Raw genomic sequence first — 23,065 nt, 5'->3', positions numbered from 1 at the left:
GTGCTCCTGGCCCAACGCGGATGAGCCGATGCGCCTCCCTCACCCCCCTGTCTTCGTCTGCGTGCACGAGCACAACCGTGTCCGCCTTCGGGGGCTCGTTACGCGTCCGCGCGTGCTCCGGTCGGGGTCGGGGGCTCGGGGACGTCGCGAGCTCGACCGCCTCACCCGCGCGGCCTGAAGCCTTCACCGCCTCCTGCTACCGCCCCGCGAGCAGATCGTGCAGCCCGCGCATCCCGACGATCCGCCGGATGGCCTCGCCGAGGAGCGGCGCCAGCCGGATCACCTCGAGGCCGGGGGGCGAGCGGGGCGGGGGCGGGAGGCTGTCGGTGGCGAGGACCCGGACCAGCCCTGCTCCGCAGAGCCGCTCGAGCGCGTCGCCGGCGAAGATCCCGTGCGTCGCCGCGACCAGCACCTCCTGCCGGGCCCCATGCTCGACCAGCGCCTCGACCGCGGCCTGGACGGTCGCGCCGGTGGAGATCATGTCGTCCACCACGATCGGCCGCCTGCCGGCGACGTCGCCCACCACGCTGCGCACGCTCACCTGGCTGGGCGAGACCCGGACCTTGGAGACGACCGCGAGCGGCAGCGCGAGGAGCCGCGCGTACGACTCCGCCAGCTTCACCGCCCCCAGATCCGGCGCGACGACCACGGCGTCCTCGCGCACCATGGGCCGGAGCGCCGCCGCGACGAGCGGCACGGCCGTGAGGTGGACGACGGGCGCCTCCACGCAGGACGCGATCGCGGCGCTGTGGAGATCCACGGAGATGACCTGGCAGAGCTGGCCCGTCCCGAGCGCCCGGGCCAGCACGGCGGCCCCGAGCGGCTGCCCCTCCCTCGTCACCCGGTCCTGCCGCGCTAGCGCGACGTACGGCACCACCGCCGCGACCGAGGCCGCGCCCGCGCGACGGCACGCGTCCGCGAGCAGCAGGAGCTCGAGCAGGTGCTCCCCGGCGCCGGGGCCGAGCGGCTGGACGACGAAGACGGCCTGCCCCCGGACGCTCGCCTGGACCTCCACCTCCGGCTCGCCGTCCGGGAACCTCCGGTGCACGCACGCCGCGGGCGCGCACTCGAGCTCCCGCCCCAGCGCCTCGGCGAGCGCCGGGTGGGCCGATCCGGAGACGATGACGGGCTTCACCATCCGTCCTCCCCCGCGGCGACGCGAGCCGGGGCCGCGCCGGGCGACGCGCCGCCCCGGCCCCGTCACGCGGCCGGGCTCGGCCCGGCGACGTGCGGGCCGCAGCTCCGCCCGAACCAGTCCGCGGCCAGTCGGGCCACGGCCCCGAGCGTCCCCGGCTCCTCGAACAGGTGCGTCGCGCCCGGCACCACGGAGAGCTGCGCCCGCCCGAGGTACGGGAGGACGGACCGGTTGAGCTCCAGCACGGTCTCGTCGCGGCCCCCGACGACGAGGAGGACGGGCGCGCGCACGAGGGCGAGCGTCGGGCCGGGCACGAGGTCCGGCCGGCCGCCGCGCGACACGACCGCCGCGACGTGATCCGGCAGGATCGCCGCCGCGCCCAGCGCCGCCGCCGCGCCGGTGCTCGAGCCGAAGTAGCCGAGCGGCAGCCCGCGGATGAGGGGGAGCGCGGTGATCCAGCGCGTCGCCGCGACGACCCGGGCCGTGAGGAGCTCGATGTCGAAGCGGAGCTGCCCGGTGATCTCGTCCTCCTCCGCCTCGCCGGGCGTGAGGAGATCGAACAGTAGCGTCCCGAACCCGGCCGCCTGCAGCACTCCCGCGACGAAGCGGTTCCGCGGGCTCCGCCGGGTGGACCCGCTCCCGTGGACGAACATCACGAGCCCCCTCGCCCCCTCGGGGAGGACCAGGTCCGCCTCGAGCGCCCCCGGGCCGGCGTGGGAGTGGTCGAACGGGATCGCGACGGTCTCCTCGCCCGGCGCGGCGGACGGATCCGCCGACGCCGGCTGGTTCCACTCGCCGTTCCAGAGGCTCTCGTCGGCCTGCGCGGAGGGCGACCGCTCGTGGTCGAGGCACCCGAGCACCTCCTCGTCCGACACCTGCCCGAAGCGCTCGTACCAGAGCCCCACCGCGATGAACGGCTCCGGCAGGTCCACCGCCACCACCTCGTCGAAGTCCTGCTCGAGCTCCGGGACGGACTCCGCCGCGATCACCGGCGCGGCGAGGACGACCCGCGCCGCCCCGCGCTCGCGCACCGCCCGCGCCGCGGCGTGCGCGGTGGCGCCCGTGGCCACGCCGTCGTCCACCACGATCACGGTGCGCCCGGCCAGCTCGGGCAGCGGACGGTCGCCGCGGTAGATCCGCACCCGGCGCGCGACCTCGATCGCCTCGCGCTCCGCCAGCGCGGCGACCTCCGCCTCGTCGAGCCCGACCTCCTGCAGCGCCTCGCGGCGCACGTACACCGCGCCGCCCTCGGCGAGGGCGCCGATGGCGTACTCCGGGCACCCCGGCGCGCCCAGCTTGCGGACCACGATGGCCTCCAGGGGCGCGCCGAGCGCGTGCGACACCTCCAGCGCGACCGGCACCCCGCCGCGGGTGAGCCCCAGCACGATCGGCCGCTCGGCCCGGAACCGCTCGAGCCTCGCCGCCAGCCTCCGCCCCCCGTCCTCGCGATCGCGGAACATGGTGCCTCCCCCTCTCGAACCTCCGCCCGCTGCTCGCGTCGCGCCAGTCGTCCGTCACGCGGGCGGCGGGCGCAGCACGAGCACCGGCTTCCGGCTCTCCCGCAGGAGCTCGACCACCCTCGAGCCCGCGAGCCGCGCGAGCCCCTCGTGGCGGGCGGTCACGCAGACCAGCTCCGCTCCGAGCCGCTCCGCGAGATCCCGGATCGTGCTCACCGTCTGCCCGTGCGCGACCTCCACCTGCACGGAGACGCCGCGCGCCCCGGCGTCCGCCGGGATCAGGCTCCGCAGCTTCTCGGCGACGGCCGCGTCGGCGCGCTCGCGCTCCTCGGACTGCTCCCGCGGGGGCAGCACGTGCAGCACGTGGAGGGCGCCGCCGCGCGGGACGAGCGCGAGGGCGAACGCGACGGCCGCGTTGGAGTCCGGCGAGAGGTCGGTCGCGACCAGGACGTGGCGCGGCCGCTCGGGGCGCTCGCGCGCGGGCCCCGCCGCGGGCCGCGGGACGACCGCCACGGCCATGGGGGCGAGGTGCAGGACCGCGCTCGACACCGACCAGAGCCGGGCCGGTCCCCGCCGGTGGTGCGTGCCGACCACGACCAGATCCGCGCGCTCCTGGCGCGCCACGCCGAGGAGCGGGTCCGCGACGGCGCCGGTGCCCGCGAGGACGCGCACCGCGTGCGAGCCGTACCCGGGGAAGGCGCCCACGAGCGCGGTGACGTCCCGCACGAGCAGGCGCTCCGCCTCGGCGAGGTCGTGCGACTCGGGGGCGCCCGAGAGGCCGTAGCGCTCGAGCGCCTCGTTCTCGAAGTAGACGTGCGTGAAGACGACGTCGCAGGGACCGGCGGCGGCGAGCGTCCTGACCCATCGGACCGCCGCCGCCGCGCTCGCCCCGAGGTCCACGCCGACGACCACGCGCAGCGCCCGCTCGCCGCGCGCCCACGCCTGGAACGGCTCGGCGTCCCGGACGACCAGCACCGGCACCGGCGCGTCCGCCGCGATCCGCGTGGACGTCCCGCCGGTGCGGTACCGCGACGCGGCGCCGTGACCGCGCGACGAGACGACGATCAGCTCCGCGTGCTGGGCGCGCGCGAGCGCGAAGAGCGCGTCGTGCGGGCTCCCCTCGAGCATGGCGTGGCGCACGGCCACGCCGCCCGCCGCCGGCGCGGTCTCGCTGTCGAGCCGCTCCTGGACGGCGGCCTCGAGCTGCTCCCGCGCCTGAGGGTCGAGGAGCGCGAACGACTCGCCGACGACGTGGGCGATCCACAGCGGAGACCGCATCGCGGCGGCGATCGCCGCGGCGGCGGCGATCCCGGGCCGCGAGCGCTCCGACAGATCCGTGCCGCAGACGACGGTCATGCGGTCACCCCCGCCACAGCCCCGGCGCGTGGCGCCCGCGCGCCGGCGGCGCCAAGCCGGTGCCACGGACATGATGGCCCTCGGTGCGTCCGCCCCGCGCCGCAATCCGGGGTGCTCCGGAGGCAGGGCCTCGCGCGAGGATCCGCGCGGGCGCACGAGCGTCGCTGCGGCCGCCTCTTCCACGGCGCGGCGAAAGAGCCAGGGGCGCGCCGATCCGGGCACCCAGGCCACGCCGGCGCGACCACGAAGCCGTTCGGCTGCCCGTAGCGCTCCACGGCGCGGTGACACGGACGCGGCCCCCAGGGACGGTTTCCGGGGCCGCGGTCGCCTCGCGGCCGTGCCCGTCAGCGGACCTGACGGTACATGAGCTCGAGCAGCTCGTCGTACATCCGGTCCGCCTCCTCGCCGCCGGCCCGGATCGCGGTCGTCGCGCAGTGCTTCAGGTGATTGCGCATCAGCTCGCGCCCGACGGCGCGCAGCGCCTCGTGCACCGACGCGATCTGCGTGAGCACGTCGGCGCAGTAGCGCCCCTCCTCGACCATCTTCTGGAGGCCGCGGACCTGCCCCTCGATCCGGCGCAGCCGCTTCAGATTCGCCTCGGTCGCCGCCGCGTCCACCGCGACCGCCCGCCCCCCGGGCCCCACGCGCTCCGCGGCGCCGCACGCGCAGGTCGCCGCCGCCGCTCCGCTCGCCTTCCCCTTTGCCATCTCACGCCCCCCGGAACCGCCGCAGGCGGAGGCTGTTCGTGACGACGCTCACGCTGCTGAAGGCCATCGCCGCGCTCGCCAGCACCGGCGAGAGCTGGAGCCCCAGCGCCGGGTAGAGCGCGCCGGCCGCGACGGGGATCCCGACCACGTTGTACGCGAACGCCCAGAACAGGTTCTGGCGCATCGTCCGCATGGTCCGGCGCGACAGCGCGATGGCGTCCGCCACCGCGCGCAGGTCCGAGCGCATCAGCGTCACGTCGGACGCCTCCACCGCCACGTCGGTCCCGCTCCCCATCGCGACGCCGACGTCCGCCCGCGCCAGCGCCGGGGCGTCGTTGATCCCGTCGCCCACCATCGCGACCACCCGTCCCTCGCGCTGGAGGCGCTCGACCTCGGCGACCTTCCCCTCCGGCAGCACCCCGGCCACCACCCGGGTCACGCCGGCCTCGCGGGCGATCGCCTCCGCGGTGCGGCGCGTGTCGCCGGTGAGCATCACCACCTCGAGCCCCATCCGCCGGAGGCGCCGGATCGCCTCGGGCGAGGTGGGCCGGAGCCGGTCGGCCACCGCGAGGAAGCCCGCCAGCGCGCCGTCCACCGCCGCGAACACGGTGGTCCAGCCGCGCTCCGCCCGCTCCGCCGCGCTCGCCTCGAGGGCGGCCGTGGAGATCCCCTCCGCCGCGAGCAGCGCCGGGTTCCCCACCACCACCGCGCGTCCGTCCACCACGCCGCGCGCGCCGCGGCCGGCGAGGGCCTCGAAGCGCTGCACCTCGGGCGCCGGCAGCCCGCTCGCCGTGGCCCGCGCCACGATCGCCGCGGCGAGCGGGTGCTCGCTCGCGCGCTCCACCGCCGCGACGAGCGCGACGAGGACGTCCTCCGGGACGGGCGCCCCCGCCGCGAGGACCACCTCCGTGACGGCCGGCTTCCCCTCGGTGATCGTCCCCGTCTTGTCGAGGACCACCGTGTCCACCGCGTGCGCGCGCTCGAGCGCCTCGCCGCCCTTGACGAGCACCCCGAGCTCCGCCCCCTTGCCGGTCGCGACCATCACCGCGGTCGGGACGGCGAGCCCCATCGCGCACGGGCAGGCGATCACCAGCACCGCCACCGCCGCCGCGAAGGCCCGGACCGCGGGCGCGGCGTCCGCCGCGAGGAACCAGACCACGAACGTGGCGATGGAGATCGAGAGGACCACCGGCACGAAGATCCCGCTGATCCGGTCCGCGAGCTTCTGGATGGGGGCGCGCGAGCCCTGGGCCTCGCGCATGAGCTTCACGATGTGCGCGAGGACGGTCTCCGCCCCGACGCCGGTCGCGCGGTAGCGGAACGCCCCCGCCCCGTTCACGGTCGCGCCGATGACGCGGTCACCCGGGTGCTTCTCGACGGGGAGCGGCTCGCCGGTGAGCATCGACTCGTCCACCGCGCTCGCGCCGGTGAGGACCTCGCCGTCCACCGGGAGGCGCTCGCCGGGGCGGACCACGACGACGTCCCCGGCGTGCACCTCCTCCACCGGGACGTCCCGCTCCTCGCCGCCCCGGACCACCCGCGCGGTCCGCGGCTGGAGCCGGAGCAGCGCCCGGAGGGCCGTGGAGGTCTGCCGCTTCGCGCGCGCCTCGAGCGTGTTGCCGACCAGGATGAGCGCGATGATGAGGACGACCGCCTCGTAGTACACGTCGGGCGGGACGCCGCGCGCCACGAAGAAGCCCGGCGCGACCGTCGCGAGGAGCGAGAGCACGTACGCGGCGCCGGTCCCGACCGCGATGAGCGTGTTCATGTCGGCGGCGTGGTGGCGGAAGGCCGCCCACGCCCGGACGTAGAAGTGGCGCCCCGCCCACGCCATCACCGCGGTGGTGAGGGCGAGCAGCCCGAAGGCGAGCGCGCGAGGCGGGACCGCGTAGAGCCACGGGAGGGCGCGCGCGAGCGGCGGATCGAGGACCCGCATGCTCCACCGCATGAAGGGATCCGCGGGGGCGCCGAGCCCGAGGTGCGCGTGGGCGGCCATGAGCGGCATCGAGGCGACCATCGCCGCGGCACCCGCCGCGAGGGCGACGAGCGCCTTCGCGCGGAGCTCGCGGAATTCCTGCGCCCGCGCCGCGTCCTGCTCGACCACCGCGTCGGCGCCGGCGCGGGAGAGCGCGGCGCCGTAGCCGGTCTCGCGCACCCGCTCGACGAGCGCCTCGGCGCCGGAGGCCGCCGGGTCGTAGGAGACCGTCGCCTCGGCGGTCATGAGGTTCACGGTGGCGTCGAGGACGCCGGGCGCCCCGGCGAGCGCCTTCTGGACGCGGGCCTGGCACGCCGCGCACGTCATCCCGGAGACCTGGATCGTGATCCGCGCCGGCCCGGGGGCCACCGCCAGCCCGGCCGCGCCGGGCCCGTCCGCGCGCGCCGCTTCGGTCGAGGAGGCCATCACGCGTCCTCCACGACCAGGCTGCCCCGGAGCATGCCCATGCCGCACGTGAACTCGTACGCGCCCGCCGCCGTCGCCGGCAGGTCGATCCCGGTCCGCTGGTGCGCAGGGAGGAACCGCCGTATCCCGAAGGCCGGGAACACGACCTCCTCGGAGCAGCTCGAGTCCTCGCGGCGATCGAAGACGAGGCGCGCGGGCTGCCCGGCGCGGAGCCGCACCCGGGAGGGCGCGTACCCGCCCTCGACCCGGATCACGACCTGCTGCAGGCCGGTGGCCCCGACCTTGGCCGCGACCGCGGCCTTCCGGCCCTCGGCCAGGAAGAAGTACCAGTTGACCCAGACGATCGCGGCGAGCCCCGCCACCGCGACCACGACCTTGCTCGGCTCCATCTGCAGCACCTCCATGCGATACCCCCGCCCCCTATCTTGCGCCACACGGATCTAAATAGGGGGAGGGGGTATGTCAAGCGCGCCGCTGATGGATCACGTCACGGTGTGATCGCGTCCGCCGAGGGAGGCCCGCCGACGACGCGAGCCCGCCCGCCGCCGAAGCGTGCCCGGCGGCAGCTCCGCTCACCAGCCATCAAGACGCCGGCTGGATGTTCTGGTTCAGGTGGAACAGGTTGCCGGGGTCGTACCTCGCCTTGATCCGCGCCAGCCGCCCGTAGTTGGGACCGTACGCGCCCCCCTCGACCCGGTGCGCCTCGTCCAGCGGCATGAAGTTCACGTACACGCCGCCGGTCGCGTGCGGCGCGACCGCGTCGAACAGCGCGCGCGCCCAGGCGATGCAGCGCACGTCGTCGGCGGGGTCCGTCCAGCGGGTGTGGACGTTGACGACGAACTGCACGTTCCGGTGCGGATAGGCGGTGGCCTCCACCGCCACGCGGTTCACCGCGCCGCCGAGGTGCGCGATGAAGACCTCGCACTCCGGCGACGGCAGCCGCCCCGCGTGGTCGAGCAGCACGTCGATCGCGCCGTCCGGGAGCGCGAGCAGATCGTGCGACTTCCAGTAGTTGCGTGCGCCGGGGGCGAGCAGCGGATCGAACACCCGCTGCCAGGCGACGAAGGGCATCCGGCCGACGTGCTCGGCGAGCGGCGTCCCCAGGGCCCGCAGCGGCGCGACGGCGGCCTCGCCCGCCTCGGGCGCGCCGATCCAGCACATCGCGAGGGCGAGGATGTCGGTCCCGTGGGCTTCGGGCGGGATGAACGGGAGCGGCGGCGCCTTCCGCATCACCACCCAGCAGGTGAGCTCGTCGGGGGCGCCGGCCGCGAGCCGGCGATACCCGTCGAGCACCTCCCTCGCCCTCGAGAGCGGGTGGACGACGAGCCCGGCGAGGACCTCGGGGCCGACGGGGTGGAGCCGGTACTCGAACGAGGTGGCGACGCCGAAGTTGCCGCCGCCGCCGCGCACCGCCCAGAAGAGCTCCGGGTTCTCGTCCGCGCTGGCGTGGAGCAGCGCGCCGTCCGCGGTGACCAGGTCCACCGAGAGCAGGTTGTCCACCGTGAGCCCGTACTTCCGGGAGATCCACCCGAACCCGCCGCCGAGCGTGAGCCCGGCGACGCCGGTGGTCGAGTTGATCCCGACCGGGGTCGCGAGGCCGAAGGCCTGCGTCTCGGCGTCCAGCTCGCCGAGGGTCACGCCGGGCTCGACGCGCGCGACGCGGGCGAACGGATCGACCCGCACCGACTTCATGGGCGAGAGGTCGATCATCAGCCCGCCGTCGCAGCACGCGTTCCCGGCGATGTTGTGGCCGCCGCCCCGCACCGCGAGCGCGAGCGCGAGCTCGCTCGCGAGGCCGACCGCGCGCCGGACGTCGGCCGCCCCGGCCGCGCGGACGACCGCCGCGGGCCGCCGATCGATCATCGCGTTCCAGAGGGTGCGCGCCTCGTCGTAGCCCTGCTCGTCGGGGAGGCACAGCTTCCCCCGGAGCTGGCCGCGCAGCGCCGCGGCCGTCTCCCGAGGCATCGCCTCGGTCCCGGCCTGGCTTCCGCTCGGCGTCGTCGTCTGCGCCCCCGACCCGTTCTCTCGTGGGTTCATGTCTCGCCCTCCCTCCCGAAGAGGATGGGGAGCGGCGGAGCGCCGGCACGTGACGCCCGGCGCGGCGCACGGCCGGGCGATCGGACAGCAGGATTCGGATTCCGGTCCGGTCCCTTCGCTTCGCCCTCGATCGGACGGCAGCCCGGCCGGCCGCCCACCACGGCGGCGGCAAAGCTGGGCGAACGCGAGGAGGAATCGTCCCGCCCGTGGCGTGCGGGCCAGGCACGCACTCCGTGCCGTGCCACCACGAGTGCCTCGCCAATGCGCGGCGCAGAGTCCACTGCCAGAGGTGGCCCGGTGATGGCACGCAGGATGCTCATGAAGCATGGTGTAGGGGGAGACGCCATGAGAGCTCGACTCGAGGCGCTCGCGCTGATCGAGGTTCTGTCGATGGTTCCGGCCACGGCCCGCTCCGCCGATCCGGAGAGGAGCCGGGAGGAGGTCGCCCTGCCGGGCGGGGGCGGCGACGGGGTGACGCCGCAGGACCGGTCGCAGGCCCTACCGCCTGCGGAGCCTCCGGCCGTCACCGAGCAGGCCCAGCCGGAGCAGGCCCAGCCGGAGCAGGCCCAGCCGGAGCAGGCCCAGCCGGAGCAGGCCCAGCCGCAGGCGACGCCGCCGCAGCAGGCCCCGCCACAGCAGGCGCAGCGCGCGCCGGTGCGGTCGGGGACGCCTGACGGCCAGTGGGTCTACACGCAGCAGTACGGCTGGATCTGGATCCCGTACTCGGAGGAGTACGTCGCGGCGCCATACGACAGCGGGCCGCCCTACGAGTACGTGTACTATCCCGCGTACGGCTGGGTGTGGGTGGCCGCGCCCTGGATCTACGGCTGGGGTCCCTGGCCGTACTTCGGCTTCTACGGCGCGGTGAACTTCGGCTGGTTCGCCGGCGGCGGGTGGTGGTGGGGGTCCCCGTGGTGGTGGCGGTCGGCGCCGTTCCGCGGGGTCCGGCCGCATCCCGGCTTCCACGGCCGCGGCTTCCATGGGCGCGGCTTCGACGGCCGCGGCTTCGACGGCTTCCGCGGCGGGCGTGGCCCAGGCTTCCACGGCGCCCCCGGCTTCCGTGGCGGCGGGTCGGGCGGACGCCCCGTTCCCAGCGCACCGCGCGGCGGCGGAGGCGCACGGGGCGGCATGGGCGGCGGCATGGGTGGCGGGCGAGGCGGCGGCGGCGGACGCAGGTAGGGTGCGAACAGGCGCGGAGCCGAGAACCCTTCTCCGGCTCCGCGGCTCGGACGATGGCTGTACGAGGGCGCGCCGTGAGCTCGCCGCGCGCGAGCGGTCCGCTCGCCCGGGGCTCCGGATGGCGGCGACCGTCCTCGACGGCGGCCGGCAGCGTGTAGCATCCGGCTCGCCCGCGAGGCCGCCGGCCGCGAGGTATCGCCCTTGAAGACGAGCACGACCGAACCGCCACACCGAAAGGAGCGGGCCGCCACGCGCGCGAAGCCGTCGGCCGGCGAGCTCCTCCGCATCTCGTCCTGGCTCGGCCTCGTCGGCTTCGGGGGAGGCGTGAGCGTCCTCGGGATGATCCGGCACGTCGCCGTCGAGCGGCGGCGCTGGGTGACGGAGCGCGAGTTCACGAACACCGCGACCGTCGCCCAGATGCTCCCGGGCGGCGCGGCCGCGAACGCGCTCGCGCACCTCGGCCTGCGCCTCGGCGGCTCGCGCGCCGCGCTGGCGGGCTACGCCGGGTTCATCCTCCCCGGCGCGCTCCTCACGCTCGCGCTCGCCTGGGCCTACGTGAGGTTCGGGGTCGCGCCGCGGGCGGCGATCGTCCTGTCCGGGCTCAACGCGGGCGTCGTCGGGATCGTCGCGGCGCTCGCGATCCAGATGGTGCGCTCCTCCATCGGGCGCCTCTGGCAGATGGGCGTCGCCGGCGGCGCCCTGCTCCTCAGCATCGCGGGGGGAGCCGCCTCCGGCGAGATCGCCGCGATGGGGATCGGGGCCGGGCTCTTCATCGACCTCGCGGCGAAGCGCGCGCGCCTGGAGCGGATCCGACGGAAGCCCCGGAGGCCCGGCCCACCCGTGGCCCTCCCGGACGAGGGACAGCCGCTCCCGGCGCCGGCGTCGGAGCGCCCGGGGACGTCACGGCCGGCGCACGATCGCGGGGAGCTGCTCGCGGTGGCCCCGCTCGCGTTCGCGGCGAGCGCCGGGGCGAGCGGGCTCGTCGCCCTCGGCCTCCTGTTCTTTCGCACCGGCCTCGGCGCCTACGGCGGCGGCTTCGCGATCGTGCCGCAGCTCCACGCGACGGTGGTGGACGGCGGCTGGATCACCGATCGCCAGCTCGCGAGCGCGGTGGCCGTCGGCAAGCTCACGCCAGGGCCGGTGCTCCTGATGGCGACCTTCGTCGGCTACGTCGCGCGCGGCCTCCCCGGCGCGGCCGTCGCGACCGTCTCCATCTTCGCGGCGCCGTTCGCGCTCGTGGTGGTGCTCGGCGGCTGGCTGCTGCGCGCGCGCTCGCGGCGCCCGGTGCGCGCCGCCCTGCGCGGCCTCACCCCCGCGGTCGTCGGCCTCATGGCGGCCGCCGCCCTGACGCTCGGGCGCACGCTCGGCGGCCCGGCGGACGTCGGGATCGCCGCGGCCACGGCGCTCACGCTGACGCGCTTCCCCCTGAGCCCGGTGCTCGTGCTCGTCGTCGCGGGCTCCGTCCGCTGGGCGCTGTCCCTGGCCGGCCTGTAGGGCGTGGCGGACGTCGGCCGGGCGGCGCGCTCATCCGCCCGACGCGGGCGTCACGGCCACCGCGGGCCGCGGCGTCTTCTCGCCGCTCGGCGGCAGGAGCGGGTACGCCACCCGTGGCTGCCTCCCGGTGAGCGAGCGGAGGAACGCGGTGATCTCCCCGATCTCGCCGTCGGAGAGCGTCGCGCCGAGCTGCGCCGACCCCATGATCTTCACCGCGTCCTCGAGGACGAACACCGCGCCCGAGTGGAAGTACGGCTGGGTGATCGCGACGTTGCGCAGCGACGGCGAGCGGAACACGTACCGATCGGCCTCGGTGTTCGTGACCTTGAAGCGCCCCGGGTCCTCGACCGGGCGGACCCCGACGGACGGCTGCTCGACGACGCCGAACGGGAAGTAGCCGGCCCCGCCCACGTTCACGCCGTCGTGGCAGGCGGCGCAGCCCTTCTCCATGAAGGCCGCGAGCCCCCTCCCCTCCGTCGCGGAGAGCGCCTTCGGGTCGCCCTTCAGGAATCGATCGAAGGGCGCGTCCGGCGTGAGCAGGGTCGCCTCGAAAGACTCGATCGCCTTCGCCACGTTGTCGAAGGTGATCGGGTCCGCCTCGCCCGGGAACGCGGCCCGGAAGGCCGGCGCGTAGCCCGGGATGCTCTTCAGCGTCTCCACCACCTGCTCGGGCTTGCTGTTCATCTCCACCGAAGCCTGCAGCGGCCCCTTCGCCTGGGCGGCGAGATCCTCGGCGCGCCCGTCCCAGAACTGGGCGACGTTGAAGACGGCGTTCAGCACGGTCGGCGCGTTGCGCGGCCCCTTCTGCCACCCGTGCCCGATGGAGGTCTGCTGGAGGTCGGCGCCGCCGAGCGCCAGGTTGTGGCAGGTGTTGCAGCTGATGAGCTGGGACGCCGAGAGCCGCGGATCGAAGTAGAGCTTCTCGCCGAGCGCGACCTTCGCCGGCGTGCTCGGGTTCTTCTTCGAGGCCGGCGCCTTCGCCGGGATCGGCTTGAACGTCTTGCGGGCCTGGGCGGCGAGGTCGGCCGCGCCCGCCGGCTGCGCGATCAGGCCGACGCCGACCGCGAGGATCATCGCGACGCGTTGCATGGGGCTCGTCTCCTTGGAGGTGGCCATCCTGAGCTGCCTTCTCCTGCTGCGCGGCGGAGCCACGCGGAAGGGCCAGCGCGCCGCACGTACATCCGGGACGCGCACGTGGGGAGCACCCGGGGCCCATGCGACAGAACGTCGCATTGATTGGTCTTCGGAATATTTTGCCGCACCTCGCGAACCCGAACGGCCGCGCGCGTCTCTCATGGGTGCGATGCGCGGCGGCGCGTCCGGAGAGAAGCGATGAAGATCGTCTGCATCCCAACGGCCGAAGGTCGCGGGCTGTTCAGCCCGGTCCACCCGGACCTGGCGAACGCGCCGTACCTCCTGCTCGTGGACGCGGAGACCCTGGCGTTCCGGTCGATCCCCAACTCCGCCGAGCGGCGGAGGGAGCGCGGCTGCGATCCGTGCGAGGCGCTCGAGGACACGCCGGTGGACGTGGTGCTCGTGCAGCGCGCCGACCCGCGCACGGTGGAGCGGATGGAGCGGCGGCACGTCTCCGTCTACGGCGGCGCCCGCGGCTCGGTGGCCGACGCCCTCGCCGCCCTGATCGCGGGCCGGCTCGAGCGGCTGCAGGCTCCCGCCCTCGCCGGCTCCGAGGACTGACGGCGATCACCGCCGGATCGAGCCAGTCGATCCCGACGCCGTGTTCTCCCCCAAACGGGGCTGCTTCGAGGAGCCGCTCCGACCGAGCGCTCCTCCACGACCTTCAGCGCCAGGTCGCGTTCACCCGCGTTCACCCGACCGCGTTCACCCGACCGAGAGAAGTTTCGCTTCACCGAGGGAAGTGCTCGTTCCCGCCGCACGCGGCCCCGCACCCGCTCGAGCGCAGCGATTCCCGAGGTCCGGGCCCGCTCTCACCCGAACACCGCCGAGCGGAGGCCGCTCTCCGCCGCTGTGCGGAAGTTCCACTCTCGCCGACCCGGACGGTGCGTTTCAGCGACCCAGGGTAATTTGACGCACGGTCTTGCGCCGACCCATGGTGTAGACGACTCGTGGGGCATTACCCTCACCCTCGTCGGCGGTACGTTCGCGGCTTGAGCGAGGGTCGCCTCGCGAGGCGGCGGCGCCGCCGGGAGGGGACGGGATGAACCATCTCGCGATGGGGAAGCGGCTCGCGGTCGCGTTCGGGCTCCTGATCGTCTTCCTCGTGGGCGTGGGCTGGCTCGCCGTCGTCCGGATGCAATCGCTCGACGAGAGCCTCACGCACGTCGCGGACGTGAACTGGGCGAAGGCCCGGCTCACGCAGCGCGCGCTCCTCGCGGCCAACGACACGAGCCTTCGGCTGAACCACGCGTTCCTCCAGATGGACCGCGAGGCGGCCCAGAAGGACTTCGCCGCGGTGGACCAGAACCGGGGCGCCATCGACAGCGCGCTCGCGCAGATCTCGAAGCTCTCCGCGAGCGAGCCGGCGGAGCAGGCGCTGTTCGAGAAGGCGCGCGCGTCGTGGCGGACCTACGGCACCGCGGCCCAGGCCGCCAAGGACATGCTCGATCAGGACCGGCTCTCCGACGCGCAGCGCAAGCTCACCGACGAGGTCGTCCCGCTCCTCTCGACGCTCATCGACGCGTTCAGCGCGTACGCGAGCCACCAGGGGGACGAGATCGAGCTCGCCCGGACCCAGGGGCACGAGCGCTACTACGCGAGCCGCTCGCTCGTGGTGGGCCTCATCGTCCTCGCGGCGGTGCTCGCGGCGGTGGTCGCGACGCTGGTGACCCGGAGCGTCGCGAACCCCATCCTGGAGGCGGTGACGGCGGCCGAGCAGATCGCCCGCGGCGACTTCTCGCTCGCCATCTCCGGCGGCGGGCGCGACGAGGCGGGGCGGCTGCTCGAGGCCATGCGCAGGATGTCCGCGGATCTCGCGCGCGTCCTCGGGGACGTCCGCGAGTCCGCCGACACGCTGGGCCACGCGTCGAGCCAGGTCGCCAGCGCGTCGCGCTCCCTCTCCTCCGGCACCACGGAGCAGGCCGAGAGCGTGCAGGCCACGACGGAGCTCCTCGTCCAGATGCAGTCGGCGATCACGCGCAACGCCGAGACGAGCCGGCGCATGGAGGAGATGGCGAACGCGAGCGCCCGTGACGCCGAGGCCGGCGGCGAGGCCGTCGCGCGGACGGTCGCGACGATGCGCGGCATCGCGGAGCGGATCTCGATCGTCGAGGAGATCGCCTACCAGACGAACCTGCTCGCCCTGAACGCGGCGATCGAGGCGGCGCGGGCCGGCGCCCAGGGCAGGGGGTTCGCCGTCGTCGCGGCCGAGGTGCGCAAGCTCGCGGAGCGGAGCCAGGCCGCCGCGAAGGAGATCGCGCAGCTCTCCGCGACGAGCGTCGGGATCTCGGAGCGCTCCGGGGCGCTCCTCGCCGCGCTCGTGCCCTCGATCCGGGACACCACGGAGCTCGTCCGCGAGGTCGCCGCCGCGTCCCGGGAGCAGGCGCACGGCGTCGCGCGGATGAGCGAGGCCATGTCCCAGGTCGATCGCGTGACGCAGCAGAACGCGCCGGCGGCGGAGGAGCTCGCCGCCACCGCGGCCCACGTCTCCGAGCAGGCGTCGCGCCTGCAGGAGATCGTCCGCTACTTCCGCTTCGACGCCGCCGCGCCGGCCCCGCGCCTGGACGCGACGGACGGGCCGCCCCCCGCCGCTCGTCCCCGAACGATCTTCGCCGTCTCCCGCTGAGCCCACCCCTGGAGGTGTCATGAAGCTCCTGAGATCGACGCTGCTCCTCGCCCTCGTCGCAGGATCGCTCTCCGCGCGCGCCGCGGAGCCGCCGCTCAAGATCGGCCTCGCGGCGATGATCTCGCCGAAGGAGACGCTCATCTACTACAACGGGCTCCTCGGCTACGTCGGGCAGAAGCTCGGCCGGAAGGTCGAGATGGTCCAGTACCGGACCTACGACGAGATGGACGCCGCCCTCGCGCGCCGCGACCTCGACGTCGCCTTCATCTGCGCCGGCCCGTACGTCCGCGACCACGACAAGTTCGGGGCCGAGCTGCTCGTGGCGCCGCAGTCGCACGGGAAGCCCTTCTACCACGCGTACGTCATCGTCCCGCTCGACAGCAAGGCGCGGTCGCTGGCCGACCTCCGCGGGAAGAGCTTCGCGTTCACCGACCCCAAGTCGAACACCGGGAAGATCGTGCCGACGTACCTGGTCGCGAAGGAGTTCTCCTCGACGCCCGAGAGGTTCTTCTCGACCGTGAAGTTCACGTTCTCCCACGACAAGTCGATCGAGGAGGTCGCGAAGCACGTGGTGGACGGGGCCTCCGTGGACAGCCTCATCTACGACTACCTCGCGGCCAAGTCGCCGACCTTCACGCGGCAGACGAAGATCGTGGCGAAGTCGCCCCCGTACGGCATCCCGCCGGTCGTCGTGAACAAGGCCGCGTCCCCCGCGCTCAAGGCGAAGCTGCGGGAGGTGCTGCTCGCGATGCACGCCGACCCGAAGGGCCACGCGATCCTGGAGGGGATCATGGTGGATCGGTTCATCGTCCCGAAGGACAGGGACTACGACTCGGTGCGCGAGATGGAGCGCTGGATGGCGAGGAACCCGGCCCCCGCCGCGAAGTAGCGCCCCCTGGCACCGCCCCTACCGGGCGCGAGACGAGCGGAGGGCGGACACGCCGACGACGTGCCCGCCCTTCGCGTTCCCGCTCTTCGCGTTCCCGTCGCCGCGCGTCCCGCGGCGGGCGGCGTCACACCGGGACGAGCTTCACGCGCGTGTCGTAGAACGAGACGCTGCCCCCGACCTTGTCGATGAAGCAGGTGTTCTTCAGGTGCGGGTCGATCCACATCGCCGCGTTCGCGTGCACGCCGCCCTGCCGGGAGGGGGCGGCCTCCAGCGTCGCGCCGTCGATCACCATCGCGGTCGCGCCCGAGCCCCACACGCCGTGGCCGAGCGTGAAGGTGACGACGCCCGGGCGGATGCCCTCGACGACCGCCACCTTGCCGATCATCGGCTTCTCGTGCCCGTTCCCCAGGTCCCAGACGCCGCGGCGGTTCGTGGCGGACACCACCTTCACCCGCTGACCGCTCCGCAGCCCGAGCCGCTTCGCGTCGCGCGCGTTCACGAGGATCGCGTTCTCCGGCAGGTGCGCCGTGAGGTACGGGTGCGTGATCGTCCGCGACTTGGTCATCCGGACGTCCTTGTGCGTGATGAGCTGGAGGTCGTGGCCGGCCTCGAGCGCCCTCGTGTCGCGGCCGAGCGTGTCGGTGACCGGCACGTACCGGGCCATGCCGAGGTAGTGCTTCCCGGTGAACGCGTCCTTCGCCCGGGCGGTCTTCTCCTGGTACAGGTTGATCAGCTTCCCGTACCGGTTGGCGACGTGATCGCCCTCGTACGCCTTCTCCGCCGTGTCGAACCGCCCGCCTCGCGTGAGGACGGTCACGACCTTGCGCCAGGCCGGCCCGGCGCTCCGCTCCCACCGCGCGGCGTCGAAGACGCTCCGCGGCAGGTGACGGCGGGACTGGAGGAACACCCGGACCTCCTCGTCCGACGCGTCGGCGACGGGCTGCTTCCCGTCGGTGGCGACGTTCGCGGTCAGGCGGACGTAGAAGTCGTCGGGGCGCGTGAGGTCCCGGCCGGGGGCGAAGCCGTCCTTCCCGAAGCCCGCGAGGCCGAGGCGCTCGGCGAGCGCGAGCCACAGCGTCTCGTACGAGATCGGCTGCTCCTCGCCGAAGACCCTCACGACCTCGTTGGGCGAGCCGATCACCGGCGTCCGGACCGGCTGGACCTTCACCGGCATGTTCGGGTGCGAGCCCTGCATCTCCCACCGCTCGAGGAAGTGCACGTCGGGGAAGACGTAGTCGGCGTACAGCGACGTCGGGCCGACGGTGATGTCGCTCGCGAAGTAGAGCGGGACGCGCTCGAGATCCTGCAGCGCCCGGATGTTGGTCTGGCCGGCCGGCAGCGAGTAGGTCGCCGCCGCCATGTACGAGTAGACGACCTTCACCGGGTACGGGTAGGCGTCCTGGATGGACGGCAGGATCTCCTCGTAGACGTCGGAGGAGAGCGGCCACCAGTTCCGCTTAGCCGGGTACCCCGCGAAGACGGTGGACTCCTCGTACTTCGCGTCGTGCCGGATGACGGAGAGCCCGAACGGCTTCCGGGGCTTCGGCGCGAGCTTCTTCAGGTCGAACGGCTGCGCCGCGGTCTTCGTCCCGTCCACGTTGAAGGTGGACGCGGCGATCATCCCGCCCGCCCAGTCGAAGTTCCCGACGAGCAGGTTGAGGTTCATCAGCGCCGAGATGGCGTAGAAGCCGTTCGTGTGCTGCGCCGGCCCGCGGTGCACGTCCACCGCCGCCTTCTTGCCGTGCGAGGTGAACTCGCGCGCCACCTGCTCGATGACCTCAGGCGCGACGCCGCAGAGCGCCGCGTTCTGCGCGATCGTCCGCTCCGACGCGACCTCGCGCATGAGCTGGAGCGCGCTCTTCACCTTCACCGGCCCCTGCTCGGACGGGAGCGCGGTGTCCACGAACAGCGCCCCCTCGACGGCCTCCTTCTCGTCGTTGGGATCGAAGGCCACCGGCTTGCCGTCGCGCAGGACCACGAGGTCCTCGTAGCGCGTCTGCTTGCCGTCCTGGCTCGTGCGGACCTCGGCGGGCCGGAGGCCGAGCTCGGAGGCGCGCAGGAACCCGCCGGGCTCGCCGTCCGCGCCGATCTTCACGAGCCACGCGCCGTTCGACCAGGTGGACTCGCCGTCGGCGGCCGCGGCCGCCTTGTTCGCGTTGGCGAGGTACCTCGCGTCGTAGCGCTGGTGCTCGAAGATCCAGCGCGTCATGCCCATCGCGAACGCGGCGTCGGTGCCCGGCTTCACGGGGACCCAGCTCCCCGGCGCGCGCGAGGCGAGCTTGGAGAAGCGCGGATCGACCACCGTGATCTTCAGGGAGCCGTCCGCCAGCCGCTGGGTCATCCGCGGGCTGCGGTTCGGCGGTCCGTAGTTCGCGTCGAACAGGTTGGCGCCGACGAACAGGACGTACTCGGCGTTCTCCGTGTCGGCCTGCCAGTAGAACTTCTGCCCGTCCTTGAACCCGTCGCCGGCGTACTGCTCGCTCATCGCCTTGCAGGCGAAGTAGAGCGACCCCTGGCACACCGTCGTGTGGCCGTGGGCGTTCACGGTGCCGAACGCGTCCAGGAACCGCTTCGCGAACTCGCTGCGGCCGCCCTTCTTGCGCCCCCAGAAGTAGACGAACTGGTTGTTCCTGGGGCCGAAGTCCGGGTGATCGGGGTCGATGAGGAAGCGGAGGTTCGCGGCGTGCTTCGCCTTGAACTCCTCCACCGTCATCGCCTTCTTGCGGAGCTTCGCGACGTCCTCGCCCATCTCCGCGAACACCTTCGGATCGCGGAGCGCGAAGACCTCCTCGAGGCCCGTGACGGTCCGGTGTTCCTCGCCGGGCACGTGCGCGAAGAGCTTCCCGCCCTTCACGATCTCGTCCACGGCCTGGTCGAACGGGATCGACGTCCACCGGTTCTCGCCGCGCCTCCCCGCTCGCTTCAGCACCTTGCGGATGCGGTACGGGTCGTACGCGCCCTGGTGCGCGGCCTGCCCCTTCGGGCAGATGGCGCCGTCGAGCCTCGCCGCGGTCGAGAGGTCGGTGGTCATCGGCAGGTGCGGGTGCAGCGTGAACGGGTTGTACGGGTTCCCGTCGATCTTCACCGCGACGCCGTCGAGGACCTTCACCTTGATCCCGCAGCCGGTGTTGCAGCCGAGGCACGCGGTGTAGAGCGTGTTCTCGAGCCGGTTCAGCTCGTAGAGCTCCGCGGGGGTGAGCTCGCCCGCCTCCGCCCTCGCGACGAGCGCGCGGGCCAGGTCGAGCTGGGACGCGGCGAGCGCGCCGCAGCCGGCGAGGGCGCTCCGCTTCAGGAACTCGCGGCGCGAGGATCCGTTCCGGTCAGCCATGGAACACCTCCAGCTTCTCGTTCGCGACGTAGTAGACGCGCGGCGCCGTGCCGGCCGCGGGCTCCAGGATCTGGATCCGGTTCGCCTTCTTCACCTTCGCGACGAGGCTCTCGGGGTCGTTCTCGTCGCCGAAGTAGCCGGCGCGCCCGACGCAGCTCGTGATGCACTGCGGGAGCAGCCCGCTCGCGAGCCGGTGGACGCAGAAGTGGCACTTGCGGGCGCGGCCGACGGGCGGCTTCTCGCCCTCGCGCGGCCACTTCTTCGAGTACTCGTAGGACGGCATCGCCTCGTAGCGCTGCCGCGCCGGCGTGCCGTCGGAGTGGTACCCGCCGCGGTCGAGGGTGCGCGCGCCGTAAGGGCACGCGGCCACGCACTTCCCGCAGCCGCGGCACTTCGCGTAGTCGATCGGCACCGTCCCGGCGCCGACCCCCTCCGTCTCCTTCCACGTCGCGCCGCCCTTCCCCTTCGCCGGGCACGCGGCGACGCAGCGCGGCTCGTCGCACTGCATGCACGGCCGCGGCAGGAACGTCCGCGTGACGTGCGGGTACTTCCCGCGCTCCTGGTCGGAGACCGGCCGGTAATAGAGGTGTGGCGGCAGCTTGTTCTCGGAGACGCACGCGATGGTGCACGCGTGGCAACCGATGCATTTCCGCACGTCGAGGAGCATCACCCAGCGCCGCTGCTCCGGCGGCTTCTTCAGGGCACGCTCCAGATCCTCGTGCATCGTGACGATGATGTCAGGTTGCATGGCTCCCCTCCGCTGGCGCCTTCGGCGCCGACGGGGACAGCCCGGCTGCAACATGGACGCCACGGGCGCGGTTGCGCGGTTGCCTGCGCCCGCGGTGATCGCTCGCCGTCCCGGAAAGACAGGAGAATCGTCCGGCGAACGCGGCCCGGCCGCTCGCGCGAGCCGGAGAAACATTGCGCGGTTCACGGACCGTCCACGCATTCCGTGCGTGAAGCGTTCGCGGGCATGACCCCGAGTGCGGCACGCCGCCGCACGGCTCGGGCGCTGAAGGAAGCGGGAGCGGCGCCCGGCTACTTCTCGCCCGCCACCCGGAACGCCTCGTCGATCGAGGCGCGGCGGCGGCCGGAGACGCCGCTCCGGTACTCCTTCAGCCGGTACTGGATCTTGCGGACCGAGACGCCGAGGATCTCCGCGGCGCGGGCGGTGGAGCCGTCGCACTGCTCGAGCGTGCGGAGGATCGCCTCGCGCTCGATCTCGAACAGCGTCGCGCCCGGGATGAGGGCGGACGCGGCGCTCTCGTCCGGGCGGCCGCCGTGGAGTACCGGCGAGAGATCCTCGCCCGTGATCTCGTTGCCACGCGCCGAGGCGGCGGCCCGCGCGATCACGTTCGCGAGCTCGCGCACGTTGCCCGGCCAGTCGTAGGCGAACAGCGTGGAGAGCGCGCCGGGGGTGACGCCGGCCAGCTCCTTCCCCTGATCGCGGGCGAACGCCTCGATGAAGTGGTTCACCAGCGCCGGGATGTCGGCCTTCCGCTCGCGCAGGGGCGGCAGCGGGATCGCGACCACGTTCAGCCGGTAGTAGAGATCGTCGCGGAACCGACCCGCCCGGACCTCCTCGGCGAGGTCGTGCTGCGCGCCGGCGACGATCCGGACGTCCACCTTGATCGCCTCGGTGCCGCCCACGCGCTCGATCTCCCCGTGCTGCAGCACGCGGAGGAGCTTGACCTGGAGCGAGGGGGGCAGCCGGGACACCTCGTCGAGGTAGAGCGTCCCGCCGTCGGCCTGCTCGAGGCGCCCCTCGCGCCGCGCGTCGGCGTCTGCGAACGCGCCGCGCTCGTGGCCGAACAGCTCGGAGTCGAGGAGGATCTCGGAGAGCGCGGCGCAGTTCACGCGCACGAACGGCCGCTCGCGGCGCGGCGAGGCCTCGTGCAGCGCCTGGGCGACGTGCTCCTTGCCGGTGCCCGCCTCGCCGACCACGAGCACGGTCGCCTTGGTCGGCGCCACCCGCCGCACCACCTCGACGACCTGCGCCAGCTCCGCGGTCGAGCCGATCAGCGCGACCCGGGCCCGCGCCTGCTCACGGAGCTCGGCGCGATCGCGCCGCAGCCGGCGCCGCTCCAGCGCCTTCTCGAGGACCACGCACGCCTGGGCGCCGTCGATGGGGCGCAGCAGATAGCTGTCCGCGCCGGCGCGCAGCGCGGCGACCGCCGCGTCGAGCTCGGGCTGCGACGCCGAGACGACCACCGCCGCGTCCGAGCCGAGCTCCCGGAGGCGCGCCATCAAGGTGCGCCCGTCGCAGTCGGGCAGGGTGGCGTCCGCCAGCACGGCCCCTGGACCGAAGCTCGGCACCAGCGCGAGGGCGCCGTCGGCGCTCCCCGCCTCCACCGCGTCGAAGCCGCGCTCGCACAGGGCGGCGCGGAGGGCGGCACCGTCGAGGGGATTGCCGTCGATGACCAGGATGCGTTCGCGTTTCATCGGGAAGACCAGATCGGCCGAGGCATAGCAAGCGCCGTACCCGGCTTTTGGCCGGGTTTGCGTGCACGAATTGCGGCCGCCGTGCGCCGTCGGAGCGGCCGGCGCCTCGATCGGACGCCGGAACATGCCGGACCGTGGACTTTTTTCAAGTCCTACGGCACCGGATCGCCTCCGCGACGGTCCGCGCATCCTCCCCGGCAGCATTCCGTGCGGGTGTGCGGGTCGGACGCACGTTGGCGCCGGCTTGCCCTCCCCCGCGGCCGCGGGTAGAGACCCGGCCATGGAGCGGACCTGGCTCGGCGAACGGCTCGCGCTCGTGCAGGGCGACATCACCCGGCTCGCGGTGGACGCCATCGTGAACGCCGCGAATCGATCGCTGCTCGGCGGCGGGGGCGTGGACGGCGCGATCCACCGCGCGGCGGGGCCGGAGCTCCTCGCCGAGTGCCGGAAGCTCGGGGGCGCGCGCACCGGAGAGGTGAAGGCGACCCGGGGGTACCACCTGCCGGCCCGCCTGGTGCTCCACGCGGTCGGTCCGGTCTGGCGCGGCGGCGGCGCCGGCGAGGACTCTCTGCTCGCCTCCTGCTACCGGGAGGCGATGCGGCTCGCGGCCGAGCACGGCGTCGCGACCATCGCGTTCCCCTCCATCTCGACCGGCGTGTACGGCTTCCCGATCGAGCGGGCCGCCCCTATCGCGGTCCGGGAGGTGCGGCGCGCCCTCGAGGCGCCGACCTCCGTGAAGCGGGCGATCTTCTGCTGCTTCTCCGCGCCGGACCGGGAGGTCTACGAGCGGGTCCTCGACGCCGTCGAAGCCGGCGCCGACGCGCATCCCTAGCGCGCGCGTCGCCGGCCGAGGGCGCGGGCGACGAGGGCGAGGACGGCG

Annotated in this window: 17 protein-coding genes; 6 read left to right on the top strand and 11 right to left on the bottom strand. The window is 74.1% G+C overall.

The window, feature by feature from the left end; translation table 11 throughout:
• Positions 1–196 precede the first annotated feature (196 nt).
• From MNZ27_RS11220 to MNZ27_RS11190, 7 genes are all read right to left on the bottom strand, one after another.
• Positions 197–1,138, bottom strand: a complete 942-nt coding sequence (locus MNZ27_RS11220; protein WP_242394137.1) for a ribose-phosphate diphosphokinase — start codon at positions 1,136–1,138, stop codon at positions 197–199.
• Positions 1,139–1,200: 62 nt separating this feature from the next.
• Entirely contained in the window at positions 1,201–2,595 is a 1,395-nt protein-coding gene (locus tag MNZ27_RS11215) for a phosphoribosyltransferase family protein (RefSeq protein ID WP_242394136.1), read from the bottom strand.
• Positions 2,596–2,649: 54 nt separating this feature from the next.
• Positions 2,650–3,948 carry a universal stress protein gene (locus MNZ27_RS11210; RefSeq protein ID WP_242394135.1) on the bottom strand — a complete coding sequence of 433 codons (1,299 nt, stop codon included), beginning with the start codon at positions 3,946–3,948 and terminating at the stop codon, positions 2,650–2,652.
• Positions 3,949–4,292: 344 nt separating this feature from the next.
• Positions 4,293–4,655 carry a metal-sensitive transcriptional regulator gene (locus MNZ27_RS11205; protein ID WP_242394134.1) on the bottom strand — a complete coding sequence of 121 codons (363 nt, stop codon included), beginning with the start codon at positions 4,653–4,655 and terminating at the stop codon, positions 4,293–4,295.
• Between the two features lies 1 nt (position 4,656).
• Positions 4,657–7,056, bottom strand: a complete 2,400-nt coding sequence (locus tag MNZ27_RS11200; RefSeq protein WP_242394133.1) for a heavy metal translocating P-type ATPase — start codon at positions 7,054–7,056, stop codon at positions 4,657–4,659.
• Positions 7,056–7,445, bottom strand: coding sequence for a cupredoxin domain-containing protein (locus MNZ27_RS11195; protein ID WP_242394132.1), 390 nt, complete (start codon positions 7,443–7,445; stop codon positions 7,056–7,058). Before MNZ27_RS11195 ends, MNZ27_RS11200 begins: the two co-directional genes overlap by 1 nt.
• A gap of 193 nt (positions 7,446–7,638) precedes the next feature.
• Positions 7,639–9,093 carry an FAD-binding oxidoreductase gene (locus MNZ27_RS11190; RefSeq protein WP_242394131.1) on the bottom strand — a complete coding sequence of 485 codons (1,455 nt, stop codon included), beginning with the start codon at positions 9,091–9,093 and terminating at the stop codon, positions 7,639–7,641.
• Between the two features lie 345 nt (positions 9,094–9,438).
• On the opposite strand from MNZ27_RS11190, the gene MNZ27_RS11185 reads away from it, so the two are divergent.
• Entirely contained in the window at positions 9,439–10,272 is an 834-nt protein-coding gene (locus tag MNZ27_RS11185) for a hypothetical protein (RefSeq protein ID WP_242394130.1), read from the top strand.
• Positions 10,273–10,473: 201 nt separating this feature from the next.
• Positions 10,474–11,766 (top strand): chromate transporter, encoded by a 1,293-nt coding sequence (locus MNZ27_RS11180; RefSeq protein WP_242394129.1) that lies wholly within the window; start codon positions 10,474–10,476, stop codon positions 11,764–11,766.
• 30 nt (positions 11,767–11,796) lie between these two features.
• On the opposite strand, the gene MNZ27_RS11175 is transcribed toward MNZ27_RS11180, so the two are convergent.
• A complete protein-coding gene (locus MNZ27_RS11175) occupies positions 11,797–12,882 on the bottom strand; it encodes a cytochrome-c peroxidase (RefSeq protein ID WP_277957845.1) in 1,086 nt (361 codons plus the stop codon).
• 216 nt (positions 12,883–13,098) lie between these two features.
• Between MNZ27_RS11175 and MNZ27_RS11170 the strand changes: the two genes are divergently transcribed.
• From MNZ27_RS11170 to MNZ27_RS11160, 3 genes are all read left to right on the top strand, one after another.
• The gene (locus MNZ27_RS11170) at positions 13,099–13,461 is read left to right on the top strand and encodes a NifB/NifX family molybdenum-iron cluster-binding protein (RefSeq protein WP_242394128.1); all 363 of its coding nucleotides are present in this window, start codon (positions 13,099–13,101) and stop codon (positions 13,459–13,461) included.
• A gap of 481 nt (positions 13,462–13,942) precedes the next feature.
• Positions 13,943–15,526: a methyl-accepting chemotaxis protein gene (locus MNZ27_RS11165; RefSeq protein ID WP_242394127.1), complete on the top strand. Its 1,584-nt coding sequence runs from the start codon at positions 13,943–13,945 to the stop codon at positions 15,524–15,526.
• Between the two features lie 19 nt (positions 15,527–15,545).
• Positions 15,546–16,415, top strand: coding sequence for a substrate-binding domain-containing protein (locus MNZ27_RS11160; RefSeq protein ID WP_242394126.1), 870 nt, complete (start codon positions 15,546–15,548; stop codon positions 16,413–16,415).
• Between the two features lie 124 nt (positions 16,416–16,539).
• Here the strand turns inward: MNZ27_RS11160 and MNZ27_RS11155 are convergent, their stop codons facing one another.
• The 3 genes from MNZ27_RS11155 to MNZ27_RS11145 form a co-directional block, all read right to left on the bottom strand.
• Positions 16,540–19,743, bottom strand: coding sequence for a molybdopterin-dependent oxidoreductase (locus tag MNZ27_RS11155; protein ID WP_242394125.1), 3,204 nt, complete (start codon positions 19,741–19,743; stop codon positions 16,540–16,542).
• Complete coding sequence (locus MNZ27_RS11150) at positions 19,736–20,491, bottom strand: 4Fe-4S dicluster domain-containing protein (protein WP_242394124.1); 756 nt, start codon at positions 20,489–20,491, stop codon at positions 19,736–19,738. Before MNZ27_RS11150 ends, MNZ27_RS11155 begins: the two co-directional genes overlap by 8 nt.
• Before the next feature lie 290 nt (positions 20,492–20,781).
• Positions 20,782–22,185 (bottom strand): sigma-54-dependent transcriptional regulator, encoded by a 1,404-nt coding sequence (locus tag MNZ27_RS11145; protein ID WP_242394123.1) that lies wholly within the window; start codon positions 22,183–22,185, stop codon positions 20,782–20,784.
• A gap of 280 nt (positions 22,186–22,465) precedes the next feature.
• On the opposite strand from MNZ27_RS11145, the gene MNZ27_RS11140 reads away from it, so the two are divergent.
• Complete coding sequence (locus tag MNZ27_RS11140; protein WP_242394122.1) at positions 22,466–23,017, top strand: O-acetyl-ADP-ribose deacetylase; 552 nt, start codon at positions 22,466–22,468, stop codon at positions 23,015–23,017.
• Positions 23,018–23,065: the final 48 nt, after the last annotated feature.

It is taken from the genome of Anaeromyxobacter oryzisoli (assembly GCF_022690765.1).
GTDB lineage: Bacteria > Myxococcota > Myxococcia > Myxococcales > Anaeromyxobacteraceae > Anaeromyxobacter > Anaeromyxobacter oryzisoli.
The sequence above is the reverse complement of the archived record's forward strand: the minus strand, read 5'-3'. Positions and strand labels throughout refer to the sequence as shown.